This window comes from Robertmurraya kyonggiensis (genome assembly GCF_005116465.1).
GTDB lineage: Bacteria > Bacillota > Bacilli > Bacillales > Cytobacillaceae > Robertmurraya > Robertmurraya kyonggiensis.
Map to the genome: position 1 here is coordinate 1,392,280 of NZ_SWBM01000001.1, position 21,401 is coordinate 1,413,680.

The following is a 21,401-nucleotide window of genomic DNA, read 5'->3' on the forward strand; positions in this document are numbered from 1 at the left end:
CCAGAAACCAATACTTATATACTACCATCTGAGGTCTCATATAAAAAGAAAAAATATGAAAATATTACAATTAATACCCATACCTTATTCTGGAATAGCAAGAACAATTTTACCGAAGTGTTTGCCTAACTCCATTTCTTTGTGAGCTTCTTCTACTTCTTCAAGCGGGAATACTTTTTCAACTGTAGGTTTTATGTGATGTTCTTCAACTAGGGCAAGCATTTTTCGGAATTCCTCTGGATTTCCCATTGTAGTCCCCATTATATGGAGCTGTTTAAAGAAAATATGAGGCATCAAAAGCTTATTTACTGGACCTAAAGTGGCACCAAAAGAAACAATTTTACTACCCGGGTTAGCTAGATAAATCAAATCTTTGAATGTGTCACCACCAATACTGTCTATGGTCAAATCTGCACCACCTGAAAGTCCTTTTAGTTCTTTTACCCAATTTTCATTTTTATAATTCACACCACCTGCAGCCCCTAGTTTTAATGCTTTCTCAATTTTTCCATTACTGCTAGAAGTGACAAACACCTTTGCACCTAGAGAAGCAGCGATTTGAAGGGCGACAGTTGCTACACCACCGCCGATGCCTGGAATGATGACCGTATCTCCTTCTTGAACTTGTCCTTTCGTCACAACTGCCCGATAGGCGGTTAATCCAGCAAGAGGAAGTGCTGCTGCCTCTTCCCAAGTCAAATGCTTTGGTTTTGAAAAAACATTTTCAGCTGGTAATTTAATGTACTGAGCGTATGTACCATCAATCGGAACACCAAGAACAGTGAAACTAGGGTCAGGAAAATGAGGATTGTCCCCCCAACCCATTGCTGGATTAATAACGACTTCGCTTCCTACCTGAAAGCCTTCTACTCCCTCACCTAGTTCTGAAATAACGCCGGCTCCGTCTGAACCAGGGATGGATGGAACTCGAATTCCTGGATAGAGTCCTTGACGAATAAATACATCTCTTCGGTTTAATGCTGCAGTACGTAAACGTACAACGATTTCCCCAGCACCTGCTTTAGGAATTTCTCTTTCTTCAAAAAAAAGATGCGCAATTTCTCCACCCGGCTTCACTTTATCCTTCATTACCATTGCTTTCATATACATATTCCCTCCATTGATATAATTTTCTAAATATTATGTATATCATAACATATTTCTACCAAATTTTACGGCTTGGACTACTATAGACCTCCAACAACGATGGCAACTATACCATCAACTTGACCTATGACCGAAATATAGGCATTAATACAGTAACAACGGTATTAAGAAATAACAATGACATTCCTAATACTGACACAAAAATTCCATATTGGAATCGTTTCCTCTTTTAAATCAGGAACCGCGAAAAAGAACGAATACCATCACCTAAAGAAGATCATAGTATTTTAAAGTTTCGGCAAAAAAGGTTATGATAAAGAAAAGAAATAAGGATGTGACCTACAATGGCAAATGCATTACCACATATAGAAGACTCAAATAAGACGATTTATCTCCCTCCTGTTGGTACATACGAAACTTTTGCTGATGAAGATGACTATGCTGAAAAAGTGAAGGAATGGGGTCTCTCAACAACAAAAGAGGTCAAAAAGAAATTTTGGTACAAAGAAGCGACCTTCCAACGCCTAGTGAAGATCATTGGCTATCAAGCCTACGGCAAAACTGATGACTACTACACTATCATCATTGAATTTGAAGATGGGAATTTAAGCTGTATTCATCCTGCCTACTTAAAAGAAATGCAGTCTCCAAGCTTCTCAAAATTGGTTACTTCCGAATCAGAGAACACGCCTACAGAAACAGTAGCAACGAAAGCAATTGAAGTATCAGCAACGCCGGCGGAATCAAAGGCAAAAGAAGCGAAGCCGAAGAAAGAGAAAAAAGAAAAGCCGAAGAAAATTGAATTACCAGAAGACAAAGTCCATTTTACCGCTGTTGTGAAGCAATTCGCGTTTAGCTGGAATCATTTTAATGAAGAGAATGATGAAGTCGTAGTGTTAGAGAATGTGCGTATCGAACAAGAAGAACCAATTGAGATCGGTCTTGCTTGGTGCAGTCATTCAAAAACTTTAAAGAAGTTTGAATTATCACCTGGAGAAAATCTTGAATTTGACGGTAAAATCGTGAAAAAGAAACTTCCTAGCGGCAAAGACGTTGAAGAAGAATTTATCGTTACAGACCCTGTTCCATATAAGATCAATAATCCATCTAAAATTACAAAAAGCTAAAAGATTCCCCTTTTAGCTTTTTTCATATTTCTGCTTGTAATGAGCAAGTGCCAATAATGGAAAGACATAGCGGTAACTATGGTAATGAATATAGAAGGCCCCTGCCATACCTTGACCTTTCGAATATTCAGTGGTCCAGTCTTTTTTCTCGAGATTCTCTAGCAAAAATTCAATCCCCTTCTTGATTGCTCTTGATGGCTTATCTGATACAGACATCAGTGCATCAACAGCCCAAGCCGTATGTGTGAGTGTACTAGCTGGAAGAGCCACATATTTTTTCTGACTATCACTCTTACACGATTCTCCCCATCCCCCATCTTCATTTTGCACACTCTCCAGCCATGAAACTGCTTTGCGTACAGCTGGATGCCCAGATTGAACTTCAACAGCACTTAACCCCGTAAGTGCACCCCAAGTTCCATATAAATAACAAATCCCCCAACGTCCATACCATGAACCATCCTTCTCTTGCTTGGCTAAAATAGACTCTACCCCGGCCTTCACGGAAGGATGCGAGCTTGGAAGGTTCGTAAAATCCCCTAAAAACTGTAACGTCCTCCCCGTCAGATCAGCTGTCGGTGGGTCTGTTAAAATAAAGTCTGCTTTTTCAATCGGTAAATGTTTAAACAGAGGACTATTCGTGTTCTTTTCAAAGGCCGGCCAGCCCCCATCCTCATTTTGCATCGATAAAAGCCATCTAATCCCTCTGTCCCAAGCAGAACGATAACTTGGATTATGAACCGCGTCGCGAGCGATTGATCTTAATGAAGCAGTCGTATCATCAACATCTGGATTAAATGAATTAATATTCGAGAACCCCCAGCCACCAGGAAAGCTATTCGGATTATGTACAGCCCAATCTCCGTACAAAGTATGCTGCTTCCTTAGTATAAAATTGTTCGCCTTTTCAATTACAGCCTCTTCTCCAGAAACGCCCGCTTCCTGTAGAGCATAACTAATTAATGAAGTATTCCAAACTGTTGCGGTTGTATACTGCATATGGGTAAATCCATCAATGGTCGTTTTCATCGACTTTAACCCATTAACAGCCCTCGTTATTACGGGATGTGACTTTTTATACCCAAGCGCCATTAATGCAAAAATCATTAAAAAGGTTGAACTATAGTAGCTATAGAACGTCCCATCCTTTTCAATCCGCGAAAGCATATACTGTTTCCCCTTGGACTTTGCACGTTCTTTTAGTTGACTTGGTAGCTCTAGCAAACTCTCAATCCCCGAATGTATCGAGTCATATAATGATCGCCAGTCTTCTTCTTGAAATAGCTCTTCATCTTTTTGACGAATGTACAGCTCAGATAAGTCTGGACTTTTCTTTGTTCTCAATTGGAATTTACCATCAGAAAGAATCATAATCGGCAGCAAATTCGCTCTACCGTATACCGATAGTTGATAGAAATTAATTGGAAAGATGTTAGGTAACAAGAGAAATTCTAAAGGAATTGGAAAGAAACTTGGCCACTTGTACTGGCCGGTAATCGCTAGCATGATTTTAGTAAACATATGAGCCTTTTCTATTCCACCATTTTTTAAAATAAAGCGTCTAGCTGCCGTTAATCTTTTCCCTGTTTTTTCAAAATAACCTGAATATAGGAGAGCGTAATAGGCTTCTATGGTCGCTGTAACGTTCCCCTCCCCTTCATCATAAAATAGCTTCCAAGCACCATTTTTCTCCTGTTTGCTTATAATTCTTCGTACTAATTCCTTAACTAAGTTTTCATCATCAATCTCTAAAGTTCTTAATAAAATGATCATATAACAATCCGTAGAAATACCAGTCTCAAACGGATAATTCCATGAACCGTCAAAAGATTGATCTTTCTTCAATTGATCAATCAAGCTCTCAATCCCATCTGTGATACTTTGATTCATACTGATCACTCCAGAAAAATAATAACTTCACGTTACATACATATTCGCTTTTTTCTAAAGCATTCGCCTAAGGAGGAGTGAGCACTTGTGCAAATTCATCAAAAAGACCACAGCCTTACCGATATCTTTAGCCATCATTAAGAATGAATTGAAAAATAAAAACCAAAAAAATTGGATAGACAGGCCTGTAAGCTTAGATGAGAAAAGGTTAGTCGAAAATATTCAACAGCAAACAAGGCAATTAAATAAAAATAATGTAACGCGTACGAAAGCTTATTTAGACTTTTACGTTAAACACCCTGAAATTCATTGGGCCTTTTTGGGCCATATGGTTTCACGTAATGGTGGTTGGAATATGACGGATTTAAAAGGTGGTCTTTTATCTAGGTTACTCTCAAAAAAGGAGCGTGAAAGCTTTTTTGCATTTCTTGAAAGAGGAAATTGGCTGATCTTTCAAGATGCCTATCCCCAATTTCTCCTCTATGAAGAAAGTATCCGGAAAGGGCAGAACCTATTTCATCTACTACCGTTTTTTCATGTATCCGTCTTCATGGAAACCATCTGGAATGACTTTTGGAAGCATCACGATTCTTATCTGTTAGCTATTGCTCTTGTCATTAATGAACAAAGCTATTTAGAAAATCGTGTGGTTCGACACCCAACTTTTAAGAAAGAAGTTTTTGATTCGATGGAATTTCTCCTTCAGGACATCCTTTCTATGAATCATATACTCTTTCCTTTTGAAACAGGGAAACATATAAGTTTAGTAGGTGAAACACTTCACCAATTTGAAAGGCTCCATGAACGGATCATGCTTGGTAAACGTCTCTATCAAATTTTGTTCGGTGCTGAAGAGCGTAAAGAGAAAATTTTACAATGGGCCGTTTCGACTCCACATACTGGTTCGAGAAAAGATTACTGGCCAGCCATTTTCAATGAGGTGGAGGAAGCAGTACCTGGTACCGTGTGGAAACGAAGATTCAAAGATTGCGAATTGCTTCCTGGGTCACAACGGCTCTATAGCCCTCAGCTCACAACAGCGTGGAAAAATAGAATACAAAAACCTGCAGAAGAAGGTGATTGGTTTAAGAATTGGAAAGTCATCTATTATTTGTTAGAAACAAAAGAAGACATAGACGGGGAGATTAGAAATGAATACTGTAAAACACTCGAAAAACTTGAACTCGCTGCCATTGCAAAAAAGGCCGTATCGATTTTGGATTAACATTTTACCAGTCGTGCTATTGGCTTCCCTCATTGGAACGTATTTAGATCTGTATTTTGTCGGAAAAGGGGTATATGCTTTCCCGTATAGACCGTATCCCTCCATTTTTTCAGTAAATATCGTATTTACCTTAATTATTCTACCTCTCGTCGTACTCCTTTTTCTCTACATTTCTGACAAGCTAACTGAAAGGAACACTTTTCTCTTTATCTTTTTATCAGGTCTTCTAGCATCAATACTTGAAAGGGTTGCAGAAGACATAGGATTCTTTATTCATAGTTCGGCATGGAAGCATTCCTACTCCTTTTTTGGATATAGCGTATTCATGTATTTTATCTATTCTTTTTATCAATGGGTGAAAAAAAAGTCTCCCTGAAAACTAGAGAGACTTACAATTTACTTAAAAAACAATTTGATATATTTCAAGCCATCTTTAAAATTAGGATATCGTAGTGGGATATCAAATAAAGTCGTTTGCTTTAAGACACTTTTCTCATGGGAAAATGTATCAAAGCTGCCTTTTCCATGATAGGCCCCAGTGCCACTGCTCCCAACTCCACCAAATGGCAAATAGGGACTCGTGATGTGATACACCGTGTCATTAATACATCCTCCACCAAATGAGACGCGATTCAATACAGAAGACTGGACAAGCTCACTTTCAGTAAACAAATAGAGTGCAAGTGGTTTTGGATGCTTATTAATTTCATCGATAATTTCACCCATATTGTTGTATTCAAGAACAGGAAGAATTGGACCAAATATTTCGTCCTCCATGACTGCATCATCCCACGAAATATCAGTTAAAACTGTTGGCTCAATCTTTAACTGTTCAGGTAAACTTCCCCCACCTACAAACACCGTGCCATTGTTCAAAAAGCTTTGAAGACGATTAAAATGTCTTTCGCTAACAATCTTCGTAAAATTTTCATTCTCTAATGGAGAATCTCCATAGAGTTCAGCAACCGTAGCTTTCAACTGTGACAAGAATTCATCCTTAATATTTTGATGGACAAACAAGTAATCTGGTGCAATACATGTTTGACCAGCATTCATAAATTTGCCCCAAGCGATTCTTTTCGCCGCAATCCTAATATTGGCATCTTCATGAACGATGCAAGGACTTTTTCCACCTAACTCTAGAGTAACCGGCGTTAGGTGTTTTGAGGCTGCTTCCATAATAATTTTCCCAACGGGGACACTTCCTGTAAAAAAGATATAATCGAATTTTTCTTTCAAAAGCGCCTCGCTTGTCTCGACTCCACCTTCTATGACCGTGATGAACTCTTCAGGGAAATTTTCTTTGAGCAGTTTTGCCATCAAATTCGAAGTCTTTGGCGTCAGTTCTGAAGGTTTTAATACAGCACAGTTCCCCGCTGCAATCGCACCAATTAATGGGGCGATGGCTAATTGAAATGGATAATTCCAAGGAGCGATAATAAGGGTAACGCCGTATGGCTCCGGAAAAATATAGCTCTTCGAACCGATGTGGGTCACAGGTGTTTTCACTCTTCTTGGCTTCGCCCATTTAGAAAGATGTTTTAACGTAAAGCGAATCTCTTCTAACACAATTCCGATTTCTGTTGAATAGGCATCAAATTCCGATTTGTTTAAATCTTGCTTCAAGCTCTCAATTAACTCTTGTTCCCCATTCTTTATCGCTTTACGGAGCGTTTCAAGTGCTTGAATTCTAAACGAAATCTCTTTTGTCTGATCCGTATGAAAAAAGTCTCTTTGTTTCTCAACTAATAATCCGTAGCTCTCCATATGATTCTCCTAAAATGATTTTGTCTTGATCATAATTCTATGATGAAAAAGTTGCAATCAATTACAATCATGACGAATATTTATTTTGAAAAGCAGTTAAAAACGGACTTTATTATTGGGGTTGCATTCTAATTGCCCCGTCGAGGCGAATCGTATCTCCATTAAGCATTGGATTTTCTATAATACTTGTTGCTAGCATGGCATACTCAGAAGGATAACCTAGTCTTGATGGGAACGGCACCATAGCCCCTAAAGCTTGGCGGGCTGTATCAGGTAGTCCGGCAAACAACGGTGTATCAATAAGTCCTGGTGCAATCGTCATATTACGGATGCCATATTTGGCTAATTCGCGTGCTATAGGCAGAGTCATCCCAACAATTCCACCTTTAGACGCACTGTATGCCGCTTGTCCAATTTGTCCTTCATAAGCTGCGGCAGATGCTGTGTTAATGATTACACCACGTTCACCTTCAGCATTCGGCATATTTGAAATCATTTTTTCAGCGACCAATCGAATGACATTAAATGTCCCAATTAAATTCACGTGGATTACTTTTGCGAAACGATCGAGGTCATGTGGCTTCTCTTTACCCACAACTCTTTCGCCAAGGCCTATCCCCGCACAATTAACCAATACATGAACAGCGCCAAACTTTTCAATGGTTTGATTAATTGCAGACTGAACTTCCTCTTCATTCGTGACATTTGTTTTAACAAAGAGAACTCGGTCAGAGCCTAGCTTTTCTACTAGTGTAGCTGCTTTTTCCTCTGATAAATCTAGAATGGTCGCAAATCCACCTTTTTCAACTATTCGGGTAACAGTTGCCTCACCTAGCCCAGATGCTCCCCCTGTCACGATCGCTACTGTATTCTGTAGATCCATTACACATCCTCCTCCCTTAGCGAATGGCCCACCTCGAGGATGAGCCATTTGCTATATCAATAGAATTATAGTCTTTCAATAATCGTAGCGTTCGCCATTCCGCCACCTTCGCAAATGGCTTGAAGTCCATATCGACCACCGATTCTCTCTAGCTCGCTCATCATTGTAATCATTACACGAGCACCACTCGCACCGAGCGGATGACCTAATGCGATAGCTCCTCCATTCGGATTAAGCTTTTCAGGGTCAGCGTCTAATTCTCTTTGCCACACCATCGGAACTGGTGCAAACGCTTCATTCACTTCATAAGTATCCATGTCACGAATCGTAAGTCCTGCTCTATTTAACACACGTTTCGTTGCTTCGATTGGGCCCGTAAGCATTAACGTTGGGTCAGAACCAACAACTGTTCGGGCAACCACTCTAAATCTAGGTTTAAGTCCAAGCTCTTCTGCCTTCTCTCGTGACATTAATAAAATAGCAGCAGCACCATCACTCATTTGACTTGCATTTCCTGCATGAATTTTCCCATCCTCAGTAAATGCTGGTTTTAGTGTTGCAAGCTTTTCTAAGGATGTTCCTCTTCTTGGACCTTCATCCTGAGTAACGACCATTTTTGTACCGTCCTCAAGCGTTACTTCTAATGGCATAATCTCCCTGTCAAAGCGGCCCTCATCTTGTGCTCTAATTGCTCTGCGATGACTTTCGAACGAGAACTGATCGAGTTCTTGTCTAGTCAGCTCCCATTTTTCCGCAATTCGCTCAGCAGACAAGCCTTGATGAATCATCTCATAACGCGAAGTCAACACTTCACTCCAGCTTGAATTTTTTCGAGTTGAGCCCATTGGAATCCGTGTCATGCTTTCCACACCACCAGCAATCACGATGTCCATATCACCACTTAAAATCGCTTGTGATGCAAAATGTACCGCTTGTTGTCCAGAGCCACATTGGCGATCGATCGTCGTACCTGGTACCTCAATTGGGAACCCTGCCATTAATGCAGAAGTACGGGCTATGTTCAAACCTTGTTCCTCAACCTGAGCTACACAGCCCAAAATAACATCCTCAACTAACTCTGGAGAAATGCCTGCACGGTTCACAAGTTCTTTCAATGTCTTGGCTGCGAGCTCATCAGGACGCTCATTGCGCAAGAATCCTTTTCTTTTTCCAACCGGAGTTCTCACTGCCTCAACAATCACGACTTCTCTCATCTTGTTTGCCTCCCTTTCATTCTAGTAACCTTCATATTTATTAATTCTAAACAACGCATAGTCTTGATAACGCTTTCAACCTCCTGTGTTATAAAACTAAAATGGCAATATCTTCATCTATTATAACATGTTTTATAGAAATTTTCTGTTAATTAAACAAGTAGTAAAAAAGACTCCAATTAGTTCGGAGCCCGATTTTTGTAAATCTCACACAATATCCTTTTCTGATTGCTCAGATTTTAACATCATTCTCTTGTTAGTTACCTCTGTTAAGTCCGTGCGTTTTAACAAATATTCTAAATGCTGCTTTGGCATGGCACCATAACCCTTGCCATCTCCTAAAGTAAATTGAACGGTTGCCCCATTCAGTCGCGTGACCGTCAATGTATCGGCCGAGTTGTAAATGCTCTTGATTTCTTTTGATATCTGATACTTTGTTCCAACTTCAATTGTCATGGCATAAACTCCTTTTATTGTTTCTTCCGAGTAGTATGCCATTAATTGGTTTTTAACATACATAATATTTCCAGTTATTTAAACCAGCCTTTTTCTTTAAAATGGGTAATCGCTTCTATCCGATTCGTCACACCTAATTTATCTAAAATAGTCGAAATATAATTCCGTACAGTACCTGTTTTAATACTGAGTTCTTCGGCTATCTCCTTTGTGTTTCTACCATCAGCAACAAGTTCGAGTACTTCGAGCTCTCGGTCGGTAAGCGGATTATCTTCAGCATACATGTCATCCATTAATTCAGGTGCATACACTCTTCTTCCTGACATCACATTTCGAATCGAGTTCGCAAGTTCTTCACTAGGGCTATCTTTTAATAAATACCCTTTTACACCTGCTTTTAATGCTCGTTGAAAATAACCAGTTCGAGAAAACGTCGTAAGAATAACCACCTCAGATCCTTGACCCTTCAATTCCTCTGCAGCATCTAGTCCACTTTTTCCAGGCATCTCAATATCCATAATACATATATCTGGCTTAAGCTCATGAACGAGTGCTATCGCTTCCTCACCATTTGAAGCTTTTCCTACCACTTCCATGTCATGCTCTAGGCTAAGCAGAGAGCCCAATGCACCAAGTAACATCCGTTGGTCTTCAGCAATCACAATTCTAATCAACTTGCTCACCTCCAATCCGTTTCATCACGTTCGGTACTTTCATAACGATCGTTGTTCCATCACCTTCAAGAATCTCAAACATTCCGTTAACAAACTCAAGTCTCTCCCTGATTCCGAGTAAACCGCTACCTTTTCCCACATCAGCTTCTTTTAAACCGGTGCCGTTATCACTCACTGTAACCGTCACTTCGTTCATTGTTTGTTCAATGCTGATTTGGCAGGTGGTAGCTTTACTATGCTTCACAACATTTGTAACAGTCTCTTTCAAACACATACTTAAAATATTTTCTAAAAACAACGAAACATTTGCTGTCGGCTCTTTCTGCGCTACAATAAGTTCGATTCCAGCAGCAGTAAGTAGCTGGTCCACATGGACTAATTCTTCTTTTAAGCGTATCCCTCTCATTGAGGAAACCATTTTGCGAACCTCGCTCAACGCTGTTCTAGCTGTTTGGTGCACGTCTTTTAATTCATTCTTAGCTTGTTCTGGATCTTTATATATTAATTTTTGCGCTAAATCCGTTTTAAGTCCAATTAAAGAGAGCCTTTGTCCTAAAGTATCATGAAGATCACGTGCAATCCTTTGACGTTCCTCTTGCTTAACTAACTCTGAAATTCTTTTGTTTGCATCCTCTAGCTTTTCCTCTAAGATTCCTTGTTTTTTTTTATTATAGAGGTTAAATGGAAGGAGTATGACACTTATCCAAATCACAATGACAAAAGGAATTTGTTCGATAAATAATTCTTTTTGCATGACAAAATTATAGTTGATGGCTGCCGTTGTAAAGACTAAGTGAACGACATACAAAGTAATAAACGCTGCCTTTTTTTTGATATTCCCATTGTAATAGGCAATATAAAAGGCGAAATATATATAATCGAACAGAATCGACATGGTCATCGAAATGCTAATCAAAATGATAGACCATAAATAGACCGACCATCTTTTTGAAATAAACGCAAATCGATAGACGATAAAAAAGAGCGCAGTGAGTATAATTCCCGTCACAATCTCCATCGTCGACGAAGACTGAAAAATAAAATAAAACGGCAGGATACTTAAAAGAGCCCATATATATGGTGATATTCCTGAGAACTTTTGCATCATTTTTTGTTTTTTAATATTCATTTTTTGTATCCTTTTTGATTGTCTTTTTCGCAATTTTAGCATAAAAAAGCCGTTCTAAGTTAAGAAACGGCCTTTTTCCATTATGAAGATTTGACAGGACTACCTACTTTTGATTTTTTCGATTTTTCTTGAGCTATTTTTTCCTTGATCGCTCTGAAGCCAACAAAATTCTTTTCCTCCTCATCCCATAAGTGGAATTTAAGCGAGGCGATACTAGTTCCAAGCGTTACCGTTGGCACTTGCTGTAACGGTGGCGTATTTTCATGTGCCTCTGCAAGCTGATAATTTGGAATTCTTGGGCTCAAATGATGTACATGGTGGTAGCCAATATTTCCAGTCATCCATTGGAGGATTTTCGGTAACTTGTAATAAGAACTTCCTTCTACAGCAGCACGAACATATTCCCAATGTTCATCCTCTTCGAAGTACGAATCTTCAAATGTATGTTGAACGTAGAACAACCAAATTCCTGCCGCGCCTGAAACCATAAAGATCGTACCTTGAATCACTAACAACGGAATCCAACCAACCGTCAAGCCAAGTAGGACGATTAGGGCAACGAACGCCGTATTCGTTATATACGTGCTCATACGCTCTTTTTTACGTGCACCTTTACGATTGAAACGATTAATAATTAAGAATTGATAAATCGGACCGAGAACAAACATAACAAATGGATTTCGATATAATCGGTACTTTAATCTTGTCATTTTTGAAGCTTCTAAATACTCATCGACTGTTAACATCCAAATATCACCCGTTCCTCGCTTATCCAAGTTCGAGCTTGTCGCGTGATGAACAGAATGATCATGCTGCCATTGACGATACGGAAATAACGTTAGAATCCCTGTAATCGTTCCTAGAATATCGTTTGCTTTCCGATTTTTGAAAAATGAGTAATGACAACAATCATGAAAAATGATGAATATGCGAACTAGAAATCCAGCCGCAACAATTGACAATAAGAACGTAAGAACTAATGAAACGTCCAAGCTTTGATATGCCAGCACCCATAATAGAAAAAATGGGACAAATGTGTTTATCAACTGGAAGATACTTTTGCGTGTAGCAGATTTCTCATAAGGGGCCATCTCTTTACGAAGCTGTTTTTGCTTTTGCTTTTGATTGATCATGTATTAGCATCCCTTCGTCATTCGTTTTTTCTTATCATAACAAAGGCTATAAATTATGGTAGACATAGTTGTCACATGCTATACATGATAAATGTCATACTTAAGGTAAAAAAACTCCGACTTAGAGTCGAAGTAGTTTATCGTGTTCCTAGAAAACAGACACCATTTGGTTGAAGAACATATTCGCCTGTAACTGTTTTTGATTCAAGAAGGTCTCTGTACTCGTTCTCCACATCCATTCGGAAAGGCTCTTCTGAACGATTCACACCTATGACAACTTTTTCTGTCCCATCTGTACGCTGAAAAAGATAAACACGTTCCTTGCTATAAATCGTTTCATATTCCCCTTCTTTAAAAACGGTCCAATCTTTTCGAATTGCACCTAACATCTGATACCACTCAACTAGCTCTCTCTCTTCATGGCCCCAAGGGAAACATCTTCGATTAAAAGGGTCATTATATCCTTCCATTCCCGCTTCATCACCATAATAAATACACGGGACACCTGGCAATGTCATTTGCAGGAGCGAAGCCATTTTTAATAGCTGAATCGCAACTTGTCTTTCACTCTTTGTCATACATGTATCCGCTTGCTCTTCTTTCGGTGCGTGGCTTAAGTCTTTTCCTCCCAAAGCCGTTAAAATACGTTGGGTATCATGAGTGCCCAACATATTCATTAAGCATTCTACGACACACATTGGATAGTTTTGTAAAATACTAGTTACTACAGTATCCAGTTGCTCCGCTTCCCCATTTCGCACAAACTCAATAATAGCGTTCATAAACGGATAGTTCATCACACTATCCAACTGTTTCCCTAACAGATAACTTTTCCGATGTCCATAAGCTATTTTATTTGATGCATCCTCCCATACTTCACCAATTAACAAGGAATCTGGTTGAGAGCTTTTCATCACTTTACGAATTTTTTCAATGAATGGATCAGGTAATTCATCCACAACATCGAGTCTCCATCCTGATGCTCCTTCTTCTAGCCATCTACTCGCAACTCCATGCTTACCTGTAATAAAATCAACATAAGTGAGCTCTTCCTCATTGACTGATGGCAAGGTCTTAATTCCCCACCAACTTTCATAATCGTCAGGGTAATCGATGAATTTAAACCAAGAAAAGTAAGGGGAAGCCTTCGATTGATAAGCCCCAATCTCTTCATATCTTCCCTTTTTGTTAAAATAAACACTATCTGAGCCAACATGATTAAAGACGCCATCCAAAATGACTCGGATTCCTCTTTTTTCTGCTTCCTTACAAAGTCTATGAAAATCAGCTAACTTCCCAAACATCGGGTCGATTTTAGTAAAATCACCCGTATCGTATTTATGGTTCGAATAAGCCTCAAAAATAGGGCTTAAATATAGACATGTCACTCCTAGTGAATGAATATAGTCCAATTTATTAATGATTCCCTTTAAATTACCACCAAAGAAATCATTATTAAGCACTACTCCCTCTTCATTTGGTTTGTAGGTTGGGAGCCCACCCCAGTCGTCGCGCAAAAAGATATCATCTTTTAGCATCGTTTTCCCAACACGTGCAAAGCGGTCAACAAAAATATGATAGAAGATACCACCTTTAATCCAATCTGGTGTTGTAAATTCCTTGTCATAGACCGTTAGTTGCCAGGATGGTGGCTCGGTTTCCGAAATGCCAGTATCATGCATTCCGAAATACTGCACCTCAGTGACCGATTCTAATTGGAAGTAATACCAATACAGTCCAACATCATCTATCTCGATGTCTAGTTCATAAATATCTCGCCCGCACTCCATCCCTTTCCAGTCCATCTTCAAACGATGGTACTGATGAGTACGATCGTTTATTACGACAAGCGAAACCTCTTTGAATCCATAAAAACGAGGAACCTCTATCTCAAACAGAATCGAGGCATGTGTCGGAACCGCTCCTGATGGATGACGGAAATTTCCTCCCTCAAATCGTGAACAAATGCGATTTTCCAAACTGACAGCTCCTTAATGCAGAGGTGTAATGTTCCATATATTTCTTGCGTAATCCATAATACTTCGATCAGCAGCAAAACGTTCGGCTCCCGCAATGTTAAATAATGACATCTGATTCCATTTATGCTGGTCCAGGTAGACATCGAGTAGTTGCTGATGGACCTTCAAATAATCTTCAAAATCAGCCAGACACATATATGGATCGCCCACACCAAAGTCACCTACGATTAGGTAGCGATAAATTGAGTCAAATGACTCTCCATTAAACCCTCGACGCAAGCTCTCGACGACTCTATGTATCTTCTCTTTATTATGATAATAAGAAGAAGCCTCATAGCCTTCAGCCCATTTTCGCTCTACATCCTCTGCACTCATGCCAAAAATAAACATATTTTCGTTGCCGACCGCTTCGAAAATCTCAACATTCGCCCCATCCATCGTCCCGATTGTAAGAGCACCATTCGCCATCATTTTCATATTTCCAGTTCCACTTGCCTCTTTACCTGCAAGAGAGATTTGTTCACTAATCTCAGCTGCTGGCATTAACGCTTCCGCCATCGTCACACAGTAATTTTCAAGAAAAACAACCCGTATCTTTTCTCGTAAAACAGGATCCTTTTCAATATCCGCACTCAAATGCCAAATTAATCGTATGACTTCCTTCGCCATATAATAGCCAGGTGCTGCCTTTGCTGCAAATAGAAAAGTTTGCGGAGGCATAACCAAATTGGGATCGTCTTTTAAATCCAAATACAAAGAAATGATTTTTAGAACATTTAGCAACTGCCGTTTGTATTCGTGTAATCGCTTTGCTTGTACATCGAAAATCGAATGGGGATCAATGCTAACTCCCTTTTGGTCCATGAGGTTTGAAAAATCAATCTTATTCGCTAACTTAATGTCCCTTAACTGACGTAAGATACTTCGGTTGTCCGAATACCGTTTGAAGTCAGCTAGTTTCCGCCCATCCTTTTTATACTCTTCACCAATGCAATCATCTAGCAATCTGGTTAAACGAGGGTTTGCCTGACAGATCCACCTTCTATGGGCAAACCCATTCGTAACATTGGTGAATTTTTCAGAGGATGCTTGATAAAAATCAGAAAAAACCTGACTTTTTAAAATATCAGAATGTAGCTTTGAAACCCCATTCACAGAGGATGATCCGATTACACATAAATTAGCCATTCTTATTTGACCATGGCTAATAATCGCCATGCGTTCAATTTTTCCCCACTCACCAGGATAACGATTCCACATTTCTTGACAATACGATTCATTCATTCCTTGAATGATTCCATAAATTCTTGGAAATTGCTGTTTTATAAGCTCCTCTGGCCATGTTTCAAGCGCTTCTGATAAAACAGTATGATTCGTATAACTCACGGTACTTATCACCATGTTATAGGCATTTTCCCAGCTATAATGATAATCATCAAGTAAAATTCGCATAAGCTCAGGAATACAAAGAGCAGGATGCGTGTCGTTAATATGAATAGCAATTTTTTCGCTAAAATTATCTAATGTACCAAATTGCTGAAGATGATCAGATATGATGTTCTGTATCGACGCTGAAACAAGAAAATATTGCTGCCGTAAGCGTAAGGTTTTTCCTTCAAAATGATTATCTGACGGATACAGAACTTTACAGATGAGCTCAGCATTCATTTTTTCATTCATCGCTCGGTTATAGTCACCTTTAGCAAAGGATTTCATATCGAACTTATCCACATCTCTGGCACGCCATAACCTTAAGATCGCCACTCCTTCAGAGTTCGCTCCTGAAATCATCATATCGTATGGAACTGCCTCGACTTCATCATAATCCGTGTAATTCGTCTTCAGCCCGTCATTTGTCCAAATTTCTTCGACATGACCATTAAATTTCACGCGAAAAGCTAAATCGTTTCGTTGATTAAGCCAGACGTCTCCACCAGGCAACCAAATATCCGGAAGCTCCATTTGCCAACCATCCACAATTTTCTGTTTAAAAAGTCCGTACTCATAACAAATCGAATATCCCATCGCAGGATATTCCATCGTAGCTAGTGAATCCATAAAACACGAAGCTAGGCGTCCAAGACCTCCATTTCCTAACCCTGCATCAGGTTCATCTTCGTAAAGCTCTTCTAGGTCAAAATTCCATTCCTTTAATACCTCACGAAATTCCTTTTCCAAACCTAAATTATAGAGATTATTTTTTAGCGAACGCCCTACTAAAAATTCCATGCAAAGATAGTACACTTTCTTTTTCTCTTGATCTTTTAATTTTTGATAATATCTTGTACGTTTGTCAGAAAGAATTTCAACGACCGCTCTTGCACATGTTTTGTACATCTGCTTCCGGTCAGCTTCCTCAGCCGAAATCCCATAGTGGCGTGACAATTTATTTTTAATGAGCACGCCTAATTGTTTACTTGTTAACGTGGATTGCATGGAAATACCTCCAGTCAAATCTGTCTAAAAAGTTCAAGGCTCTATGCGTGTCCATTTAATCGTCCCAATTCAAATTACTCTATCTATATCCAGTCGCCTGAATCGATTTACAATGTCCGAAGGTAAGTGAAAAAGCGAACAGGGCCAAACTGACTTTTTTGGTGAAATCGTAAAATTAAATTAAAACTTTATCCAATTCCATATAGAGTCTCTCATATTCTCTTGCTGATTTTCCCCAACTAAAGTCAATGCCCATGATCCATTCGACCAATGCATTCCAATCTTGCTCGTTTTTATACGTCTCTAAACCTCTGAAGATAGAGTGCAATAGATCATTCCCGTTATATTGTTCAAAGACGAACCCATTTCCTTCGCCTTTTGAGCAATCTTGAATTGTATCACGCAAGCCACCAACACCATGAACAATTGGAACGGCTCCATATCTTGAAGCAATCATTTGTGCCAATCCGCATGGCTCACTTTTCGATGGCATGAGGAAAAAATCAGATCCAGCATAAATCTTTCTTGCTAAATCTTGATTAAAGGTAATCAGGGAAGCAACTTTTCCTTGGTATTGGTCTTGAAGCCATTTGAAATAGTCCTCGAATTTACGCTCGCCAATTCCTAAAATAACGACCTGTACCTTTTCGCTTAACAATTTCTCCATCATGGCAGCAACAATATCAATGCCTTTATGAGTAACGAGTCTGCTAACGATGGCAAAAAGAGGAACCTTCTCCTCTACTGGTAAATTAACAAGACGCTGCAGCTCGGTTTTATTCAATTTTTTCTTTTCAATCGTCTGTTGATTGTAATTCACAAAAATCGCTGGATCTGTTTCAGGATTATACAAATCCATATCAATCCCATTTAGAATCCCCTTAACTTTTTGCCCATTTCTTTGGATGATTCTCGCTAATCCTTTCGCGAAGTAATCATTCTTCAATTCACTCGCATAATTAGGGCTTACCGTATTAACATGATAAGCACATTCAATTGCGGCTTTCATTAAGTTCACGCATCCATTATATTCCAAAACACTTCGTGCTTCAGCAGGTAATCCAATAATATCCTCTAGCATGTGCAAGTTATTTTTTCCTTGGTATTCGATGTTATGAATCGTGAAGAGTGACTTTAGATGTAAGTGGTGATAGCTGAAATGAAGATATACTGGAATGAGCGCTGTTTGCCAATCATGACAATGAATAATATTTGGTTCAAAGTCCATCACGTGAATGCTTTCCAATACTGCTTTGCTAAAAAAGGCAAATCGTTCACCATCGTCATCATATCCATATGGAATCGCACGTTTAAAATAAAACTCATTGTCGATAAAGTAATAAGTAATCCCATCTTTTTCTGTGCGGAAGACACCACAATATTGTTTTCTCCAGGCAAGCTCAACATGGAAATGCCCTAAGAACTGCATCTTATTTCTTTCTTGTGGGCTAATAGAATCGTAGAGAGGGAGGACAACGCGCACATCAAAACGGTCTTTATTATCTTTCATAATCGCTTTTGGTAACGCTCCAATTACCTCACCTAAGCCACCCGTTACAAAAAACGGTACTCCTTCAGAAGCAGCCATCAAAATGTTAATTTTCCGACCTTTACCATTACCTTCAACTTCATCATTAATGATTACTCGTTCTTTTTTGATTAAAATAGGGCCTTCTATTGGTGGAGCACTTTCTTCAGATGAATGACTACCCATGATTTTTATTTCTAAAGGAACACTTGGCTCCACTTTTTTATCTGCGATCGTCCGTTGTTGGATGACTTGTTTTCTCATCAAATTTCATCTCCGTTCATTATGACTATATTTGCACTAAATCCTACTCCCTTTTTCTATATAAAACGGATGGGTTTCATGCCCACATAGCATTCGGTTTTCACCAATTTGAACGTTTTTGTCGGTGACGATATGATTCAATGTAGCATTTATCCCGATCTCACAATCTTGCATAACGATACTATTGCTCACGGTCGCATACTTCTTAATCTTCACACCGCGAAAAATAATCGAATTTTTCACTGTCCCATCGATAATACAGCCATCTGCAATAATTGAATTTTCGACAACTGCTGACGGTCCATACTTCGTTGGTGCTGAATCATTCACACTTGTATAAATCGGACGATAAGGTTTCCGGAATAAGTCCTCTCGAACAGACATTTTCAATAAATCTAAATTACTTTTTAAATAGCTTTCTAGTGAATCAATGTAAGCGAAATACTCTTTAAATTCGAAGCCTTTTACGAGGAAGTGCTCTGTGTGGTCAGCCCAATAATCTAGAATGCTGGTATATCCTTTATTAATGGCTAGTGAAATTTGCTTTTTTAGGAAATCCTTCTGTACAATCATGGTTCCTAAGTACAGAGCATCTCCAACTTTTATATTTGTCGATCTTTCAATCTTTGCAATACGTTCATTTTTATCTAGTTTAAAAACAGGTCTTTTTTCTTTCCAGGTCGTATTTTCTTGATTTTTCTTATATAAAATCGTCACATCAGCATGATTTTCCTGGTGCCCTTTTAGCATATCAGAATAGGAAATATTACAAACAATATCACAGTCTGAGAGTACGACATATTTCTCATTCGTTTTGTCTAAATAGTACATAATCCCTTTTAATGTTTCTAAACGATTATCAATCTGAACGACTTCCTCAGCGTCATCTGAGAAAGATTGTAATAGGCGAATGCCACCTCTTTTTCTGGCTAGATCCCATGCTTTTCCTGTGCCAATATGGTCCATTAAATTTTGATAGTTTCTTTTTGTCACAATGCCAATATTATTAATGCCAGAGTTTGTCATATTGGAAAGTACAAAATCGATTAGACGATATCTTCCACCAAAAGGCACGGAAGCCATGATGCGTTTTTTTGTGATTTCTGGTACTTGTTTATCGTTGATATTAGAAAATACAATTCCTAGTGCATTCATTCGATAGCCTCTCTTTCCTGTCTACTGGAATAAATGACATCATCCGATTTGATCACCTTTAATATGCCCTTTAAATGGGACTTCTCGATATACTTCAAATACAAATTGCTATCGATAATTTCTCCGCTAGAAATTTGTGTAAAATCCTTTACTTTGACATTGCTGCCTAAAACCGTTAGCTCTCCCCCATTACCGCGGTCCTCTCCAACTTTTGCATCCTTTCCGACATAGACACCTACGTCGACGATGCTATAATTAACGGTTGCGCCTTCGCTCACGAATGTATTTCGCATGACAACACTGTCTTTAATGACAGCCCCTTCTTCAACTGTCACTCCACTAAAAAGAACAGAATTTATGACGGTACCATGAATTTCACAGCCTTCAGCAATCACACTGTTCCTAACAGAAGCATCGTTCCCGATAAAATGAGGGTGGTCAGGATAGTGGCGATAACTGATTTTCCACTTCTGATCATTTAAATCAAGCTTTGGACAATCCCCTAATAGATCCATATTTCCTTCCCATAATGATTGGAGTGTTCCCACGTCTTTCCAATAGCCTTCAAATGGGTAAGCGAACATTTTTTCGCCAGAATACAACATTGCTGGGATGACATTTTTTCCAAAATCTTTTGAGGAATTCTCATCCTCTTCATCTTCCGTTAAATAGCGGAACAGTGCTTCCTTTTTAAAAATGTATACACCCATCGATGCCTTGTTACTTTTCGGAATACTTGGCTTCTCTTCGAACTCATAAATTCTTCCGTCCTCATACGTATTCATAATGCCAAAGCGACTCGCTTCTTCCATTGGTACCGAAAGAACCGCAATTGTGCAATCTGCATCCTTCTCAATATGGTACTCAAGCATTTTGTTGTAATCCATTTTATAAATATGATCACCAGAAAGAATAATGACATATTCAGGCTGGTATCGATCGATAAAATTCATATTTTGATAGATTGCATTTGCTGTCCCTTTGTACCAATCTCCACCTTTTACTTGTTGATACGGAGGAAGGATGTGAACACCTCCATGAGACCGGTCCAAATCCCAAGGTTCCCCATTATCAATATAATCATTTAATTCTAATGGTTGATATTGAGTTAAAACTCCAACAGTATCAATGCCAGAATTAATGCAATTCGATAAAGTAAAATCAATAATTCGGTACTTCCCACCAAAATGGACGGCCGGTTTTGCAATTTGCTTCGTCAATACATGCAATCTACTTCCTTGACCACCTGCTAGTAACATCGCTACACATTTTTTCTTCCGAAACATCTTCAGCTCCCCCTTTAATTAAGGCTCTTTTCTCAAACTTTGTTGCTTTTGGAGCAAAAAATCAATAAAGTAATCTTTGTTTTCAGTGATAACTGAATCGTAAATCAATGAGAAAAGAGCTTGCAATCTAGCTAGAATGCACCAACTG

At 39.0% G+C, this 21,401-nt stretch carries 17 protein-coding genes; 3 read left to right on the forward strand and 14 right to left on the reverse strand.

The genetic code is table 11. The features are described 5' to 3' along the window. Window positions 1-84: 84 nt before the first annotated feature. Entirely contained in the window at window positions 85-1,104 is a 1,020-nt protein-coding gene (locus FA727_RS07050) for a zinc-binding dehydrogenase (RefSeq protein WP_136830202.1), read from the reverse strand. 347 nt (window positions 1,105-1,451) lie between these two features. On the opposite strand from FA727_RS07050, the gene FA727_RS07055 reads away from it, so the two are divergent. After that, window positions 1,452-2,234: a hypothetical protein gene (locus FA727_RS07055; RefSeq protein WP_136830203.1), complete on the forward strand. Its 783-nt coding sequence runs from the start codon at window positions 1,452-1,454 to the stop codon at window positions 2,232-2,234. Between the two features lie 12 nt (window positions 2,235-2,246). Here the strand turns inward: FA727_RS07055 and shc are convergent, their stop codons facing one another. Further along, on the reverse strand, window positions 2,247-4,124 hold the full coding sequence (gene shc / locus FA727_RS07060; protein ID WP_136830204.1) for a squalene--hopene cyclase: 1,878 nt from the start codon (window positions 4,122-4,124) through the stop codon (window positions 2,247-2,249). Window positions 4,125-4,209: 85 nt separating this feature from the next. On the opposite strand from shc, the gene FA727_RS07065 reads away from it, so the two are divergent. Both FA727_RS07065 and FA727_RS24910 read left to right on the forward strand, forming a co-directional pair. Continuing rightward, window positions 4,210-5,349 carry a DUF2515 domain-containing protein gene (locus FA727_RS07065; RefSeq protein ID WP_136830205.1) on the forward strand — a complete coding sequence of 380 codons (1,140 nt, stop codon included), beginning with the start codon at window positions 4,210-4,212 and terminating at the stop codon, window positions 5,347-5,349. Next, window positions 5,276-5,725, forward strand: a complete 450-nt coding sequence (locus FA727_RS24910) for a CBO0543 family protein (protein WP_281280860.1) — start codon at window positions 5,276-5,278, stop codon at window positions 5,723-5,725. The genes FA727_RS07065 and FA727_RS24910 overlap by 74 nt, the downstream gene beginning before the upstream one ends. Window positions 5,726-5,745: 20 nt before the next feature. Here FA727_RS24910 and FA727_RS07075 read toward each other — a convergent pair whose 3' ends face one another. From FA727_RS07075 to FA727_RS07130, 12 genes are all read right to left on the reverse strand, one after another. Further along, entirely contained in the window at window positions 5,746-7,116 is a 1,371-nt protein-coding gene (locus FA727_RS07075) for an aldehyde dehydrogenase (protein ID WP_136830206.1), read from the reverse strand. Between the two features lie 112 nt (window positions 7,117-7,228). Next, a complete protein-coding gene (locus FA727_RS07080) occupies window positions 7,229-7,999 on the reverse strand; it encodes a 3-hydroxyacyl-CoA dehydrogenase (protein WP_136830207.1) in 771 nt (256 codons plus the stop codon). Between the two features lie 65 nt (window positions 8,000-8,064). Further along, window positions 8,065-9,213 carry a thiolase family protein gene (locus FA727_RS07085; protein ID WP_136830208.1) on the reverse strand — a complete coding sequence of 383 codons (1,149 nt, stop codon included), beginning with the start codon at window positions 9,211-9,213 and terminating at the stop codon, window positions 8,065-8,067. A gap of 207 nt (window positions 9,214-9,420) precedes the next feature. Beyond that, on the reverse strand, window positions 9,421-9,669 hold the full coding sequence (locus FA727_RS07090; RefSeq protein WP_136830209.1) for a hypothetical protein: 249 nt from the start codon (window positions 9,667-9,669) through the stop codon (window positions 9,421-9,423). A gap of 74 nt (window positions 9,670-9,743) precedes the next feature. Then, the gene (locus FA727_RS07095; protein WP_136830210.1) at window positions 9,744-10,343 is read right to left on the reverse strand and encodes a response regulator transcription factor; all 600 of its coding nucleotides are present in this window, start codon (window positions 10,341-10,343) and stop codon (window positions 9,744-9,746) included. Continuing rightward, window positions 10,336-11,472 (reverse strand): sensor histidine kinase, encoded by a 1,137-nt coding sequence (locus tag FA727_RS07100; protein ID WP_136830211.1) that lies wholly within the window; start codon window positions 11,470-11,472, stop codon window positions 10,336-10,338. Before FA727_RS07100 ends, FA727_RS07095 begins: the two co-directional genes overlap by 8 nt. 80 nt (window positions 11,473-11,552) lie before the next feature. Beyond that, complete coding sequence (gene desA, locus FA727_RS07105; RefSeq protein ID WP_136830212.1) at window positions 11,553-12,605, reverse strand: Delta(5) desaturase DesA; 1,053 nt, start codon at window positions 12,603-12,605, stop codon at window positions 11,553-11,555. A 137-nt stretch (window positions 12,606-12,742) separates the two neighbouring features. Beyond that, window positions 12,743-14,584 (reverse strand): alpha-amylase family glycosyl hydrolase, encoded by a 1,842-nt coding sequence (locus FA727_RS07110; RefSeq protein WP_136830213.1) that lies wholly within the window; start codon window positions 14,582-14,584, stop codon window positions 12,743-12,745. A 12-nt stretch (window positions 14,585-14,596) separates the two neighbouring features. After that, complete coding sequence (locus FA727_RS07115; RefSeq protein ID WP_136830214.1) at window positions 14,597-17,020, reverse strand: glycogen/starch/alpha-glucan phosphorylase; 2,424 nt, start codon at window positions 17,018-17,020, stop codon at window positions 14,597-14,599. A 175-nt stretch (window positions 17,021-17,195) separates the two neighbouring features. Further along, on the reverse strand, window positions 17,196-18,812 hold the full coding sequence (gene glgA, locus FA727_RS07120; protein WP_246041730.1) for a glycogen synthase GlgA: 1,617 nt from the start codon (window positions 18,810-18,812) through the stop codon (window positions 17,196-17,198). A 36-nt stretch (window positions 18,813-18,848) separates the two neighbouring features. Further along, the gene (glgD, locus tag FA727_RS07125; RefSeq protein WP_136830215.1) at window positions 18,849-19,967 is read right to left on the reverse strand and encodes a glucose-1-phosphate adenylyltransferase subunit GlgD; all 1,119 of its coding nucleotides are present in this window, start codon (window positions 19,965-19,967) and stop codon (window positions 18,849-18,851) included. Continuing rightward, window positions 19,964-21,253, reverse strand: a complete 1,290-nt coding sequence (locus tag FA727_RS07130; protein ID WP_136830216.1) for a glucose-1-phosphate adenylyltransferase — start codon at window positions 21,251-21,253, stop codon at window positions 19,964-19,966. The genes glgD and FA727_RS07130 overlap by 4 nt, the downstream gene beginning before the upstream one ends. Window positions 21,254-21,401: the final 148 nt, after the last annotated feature.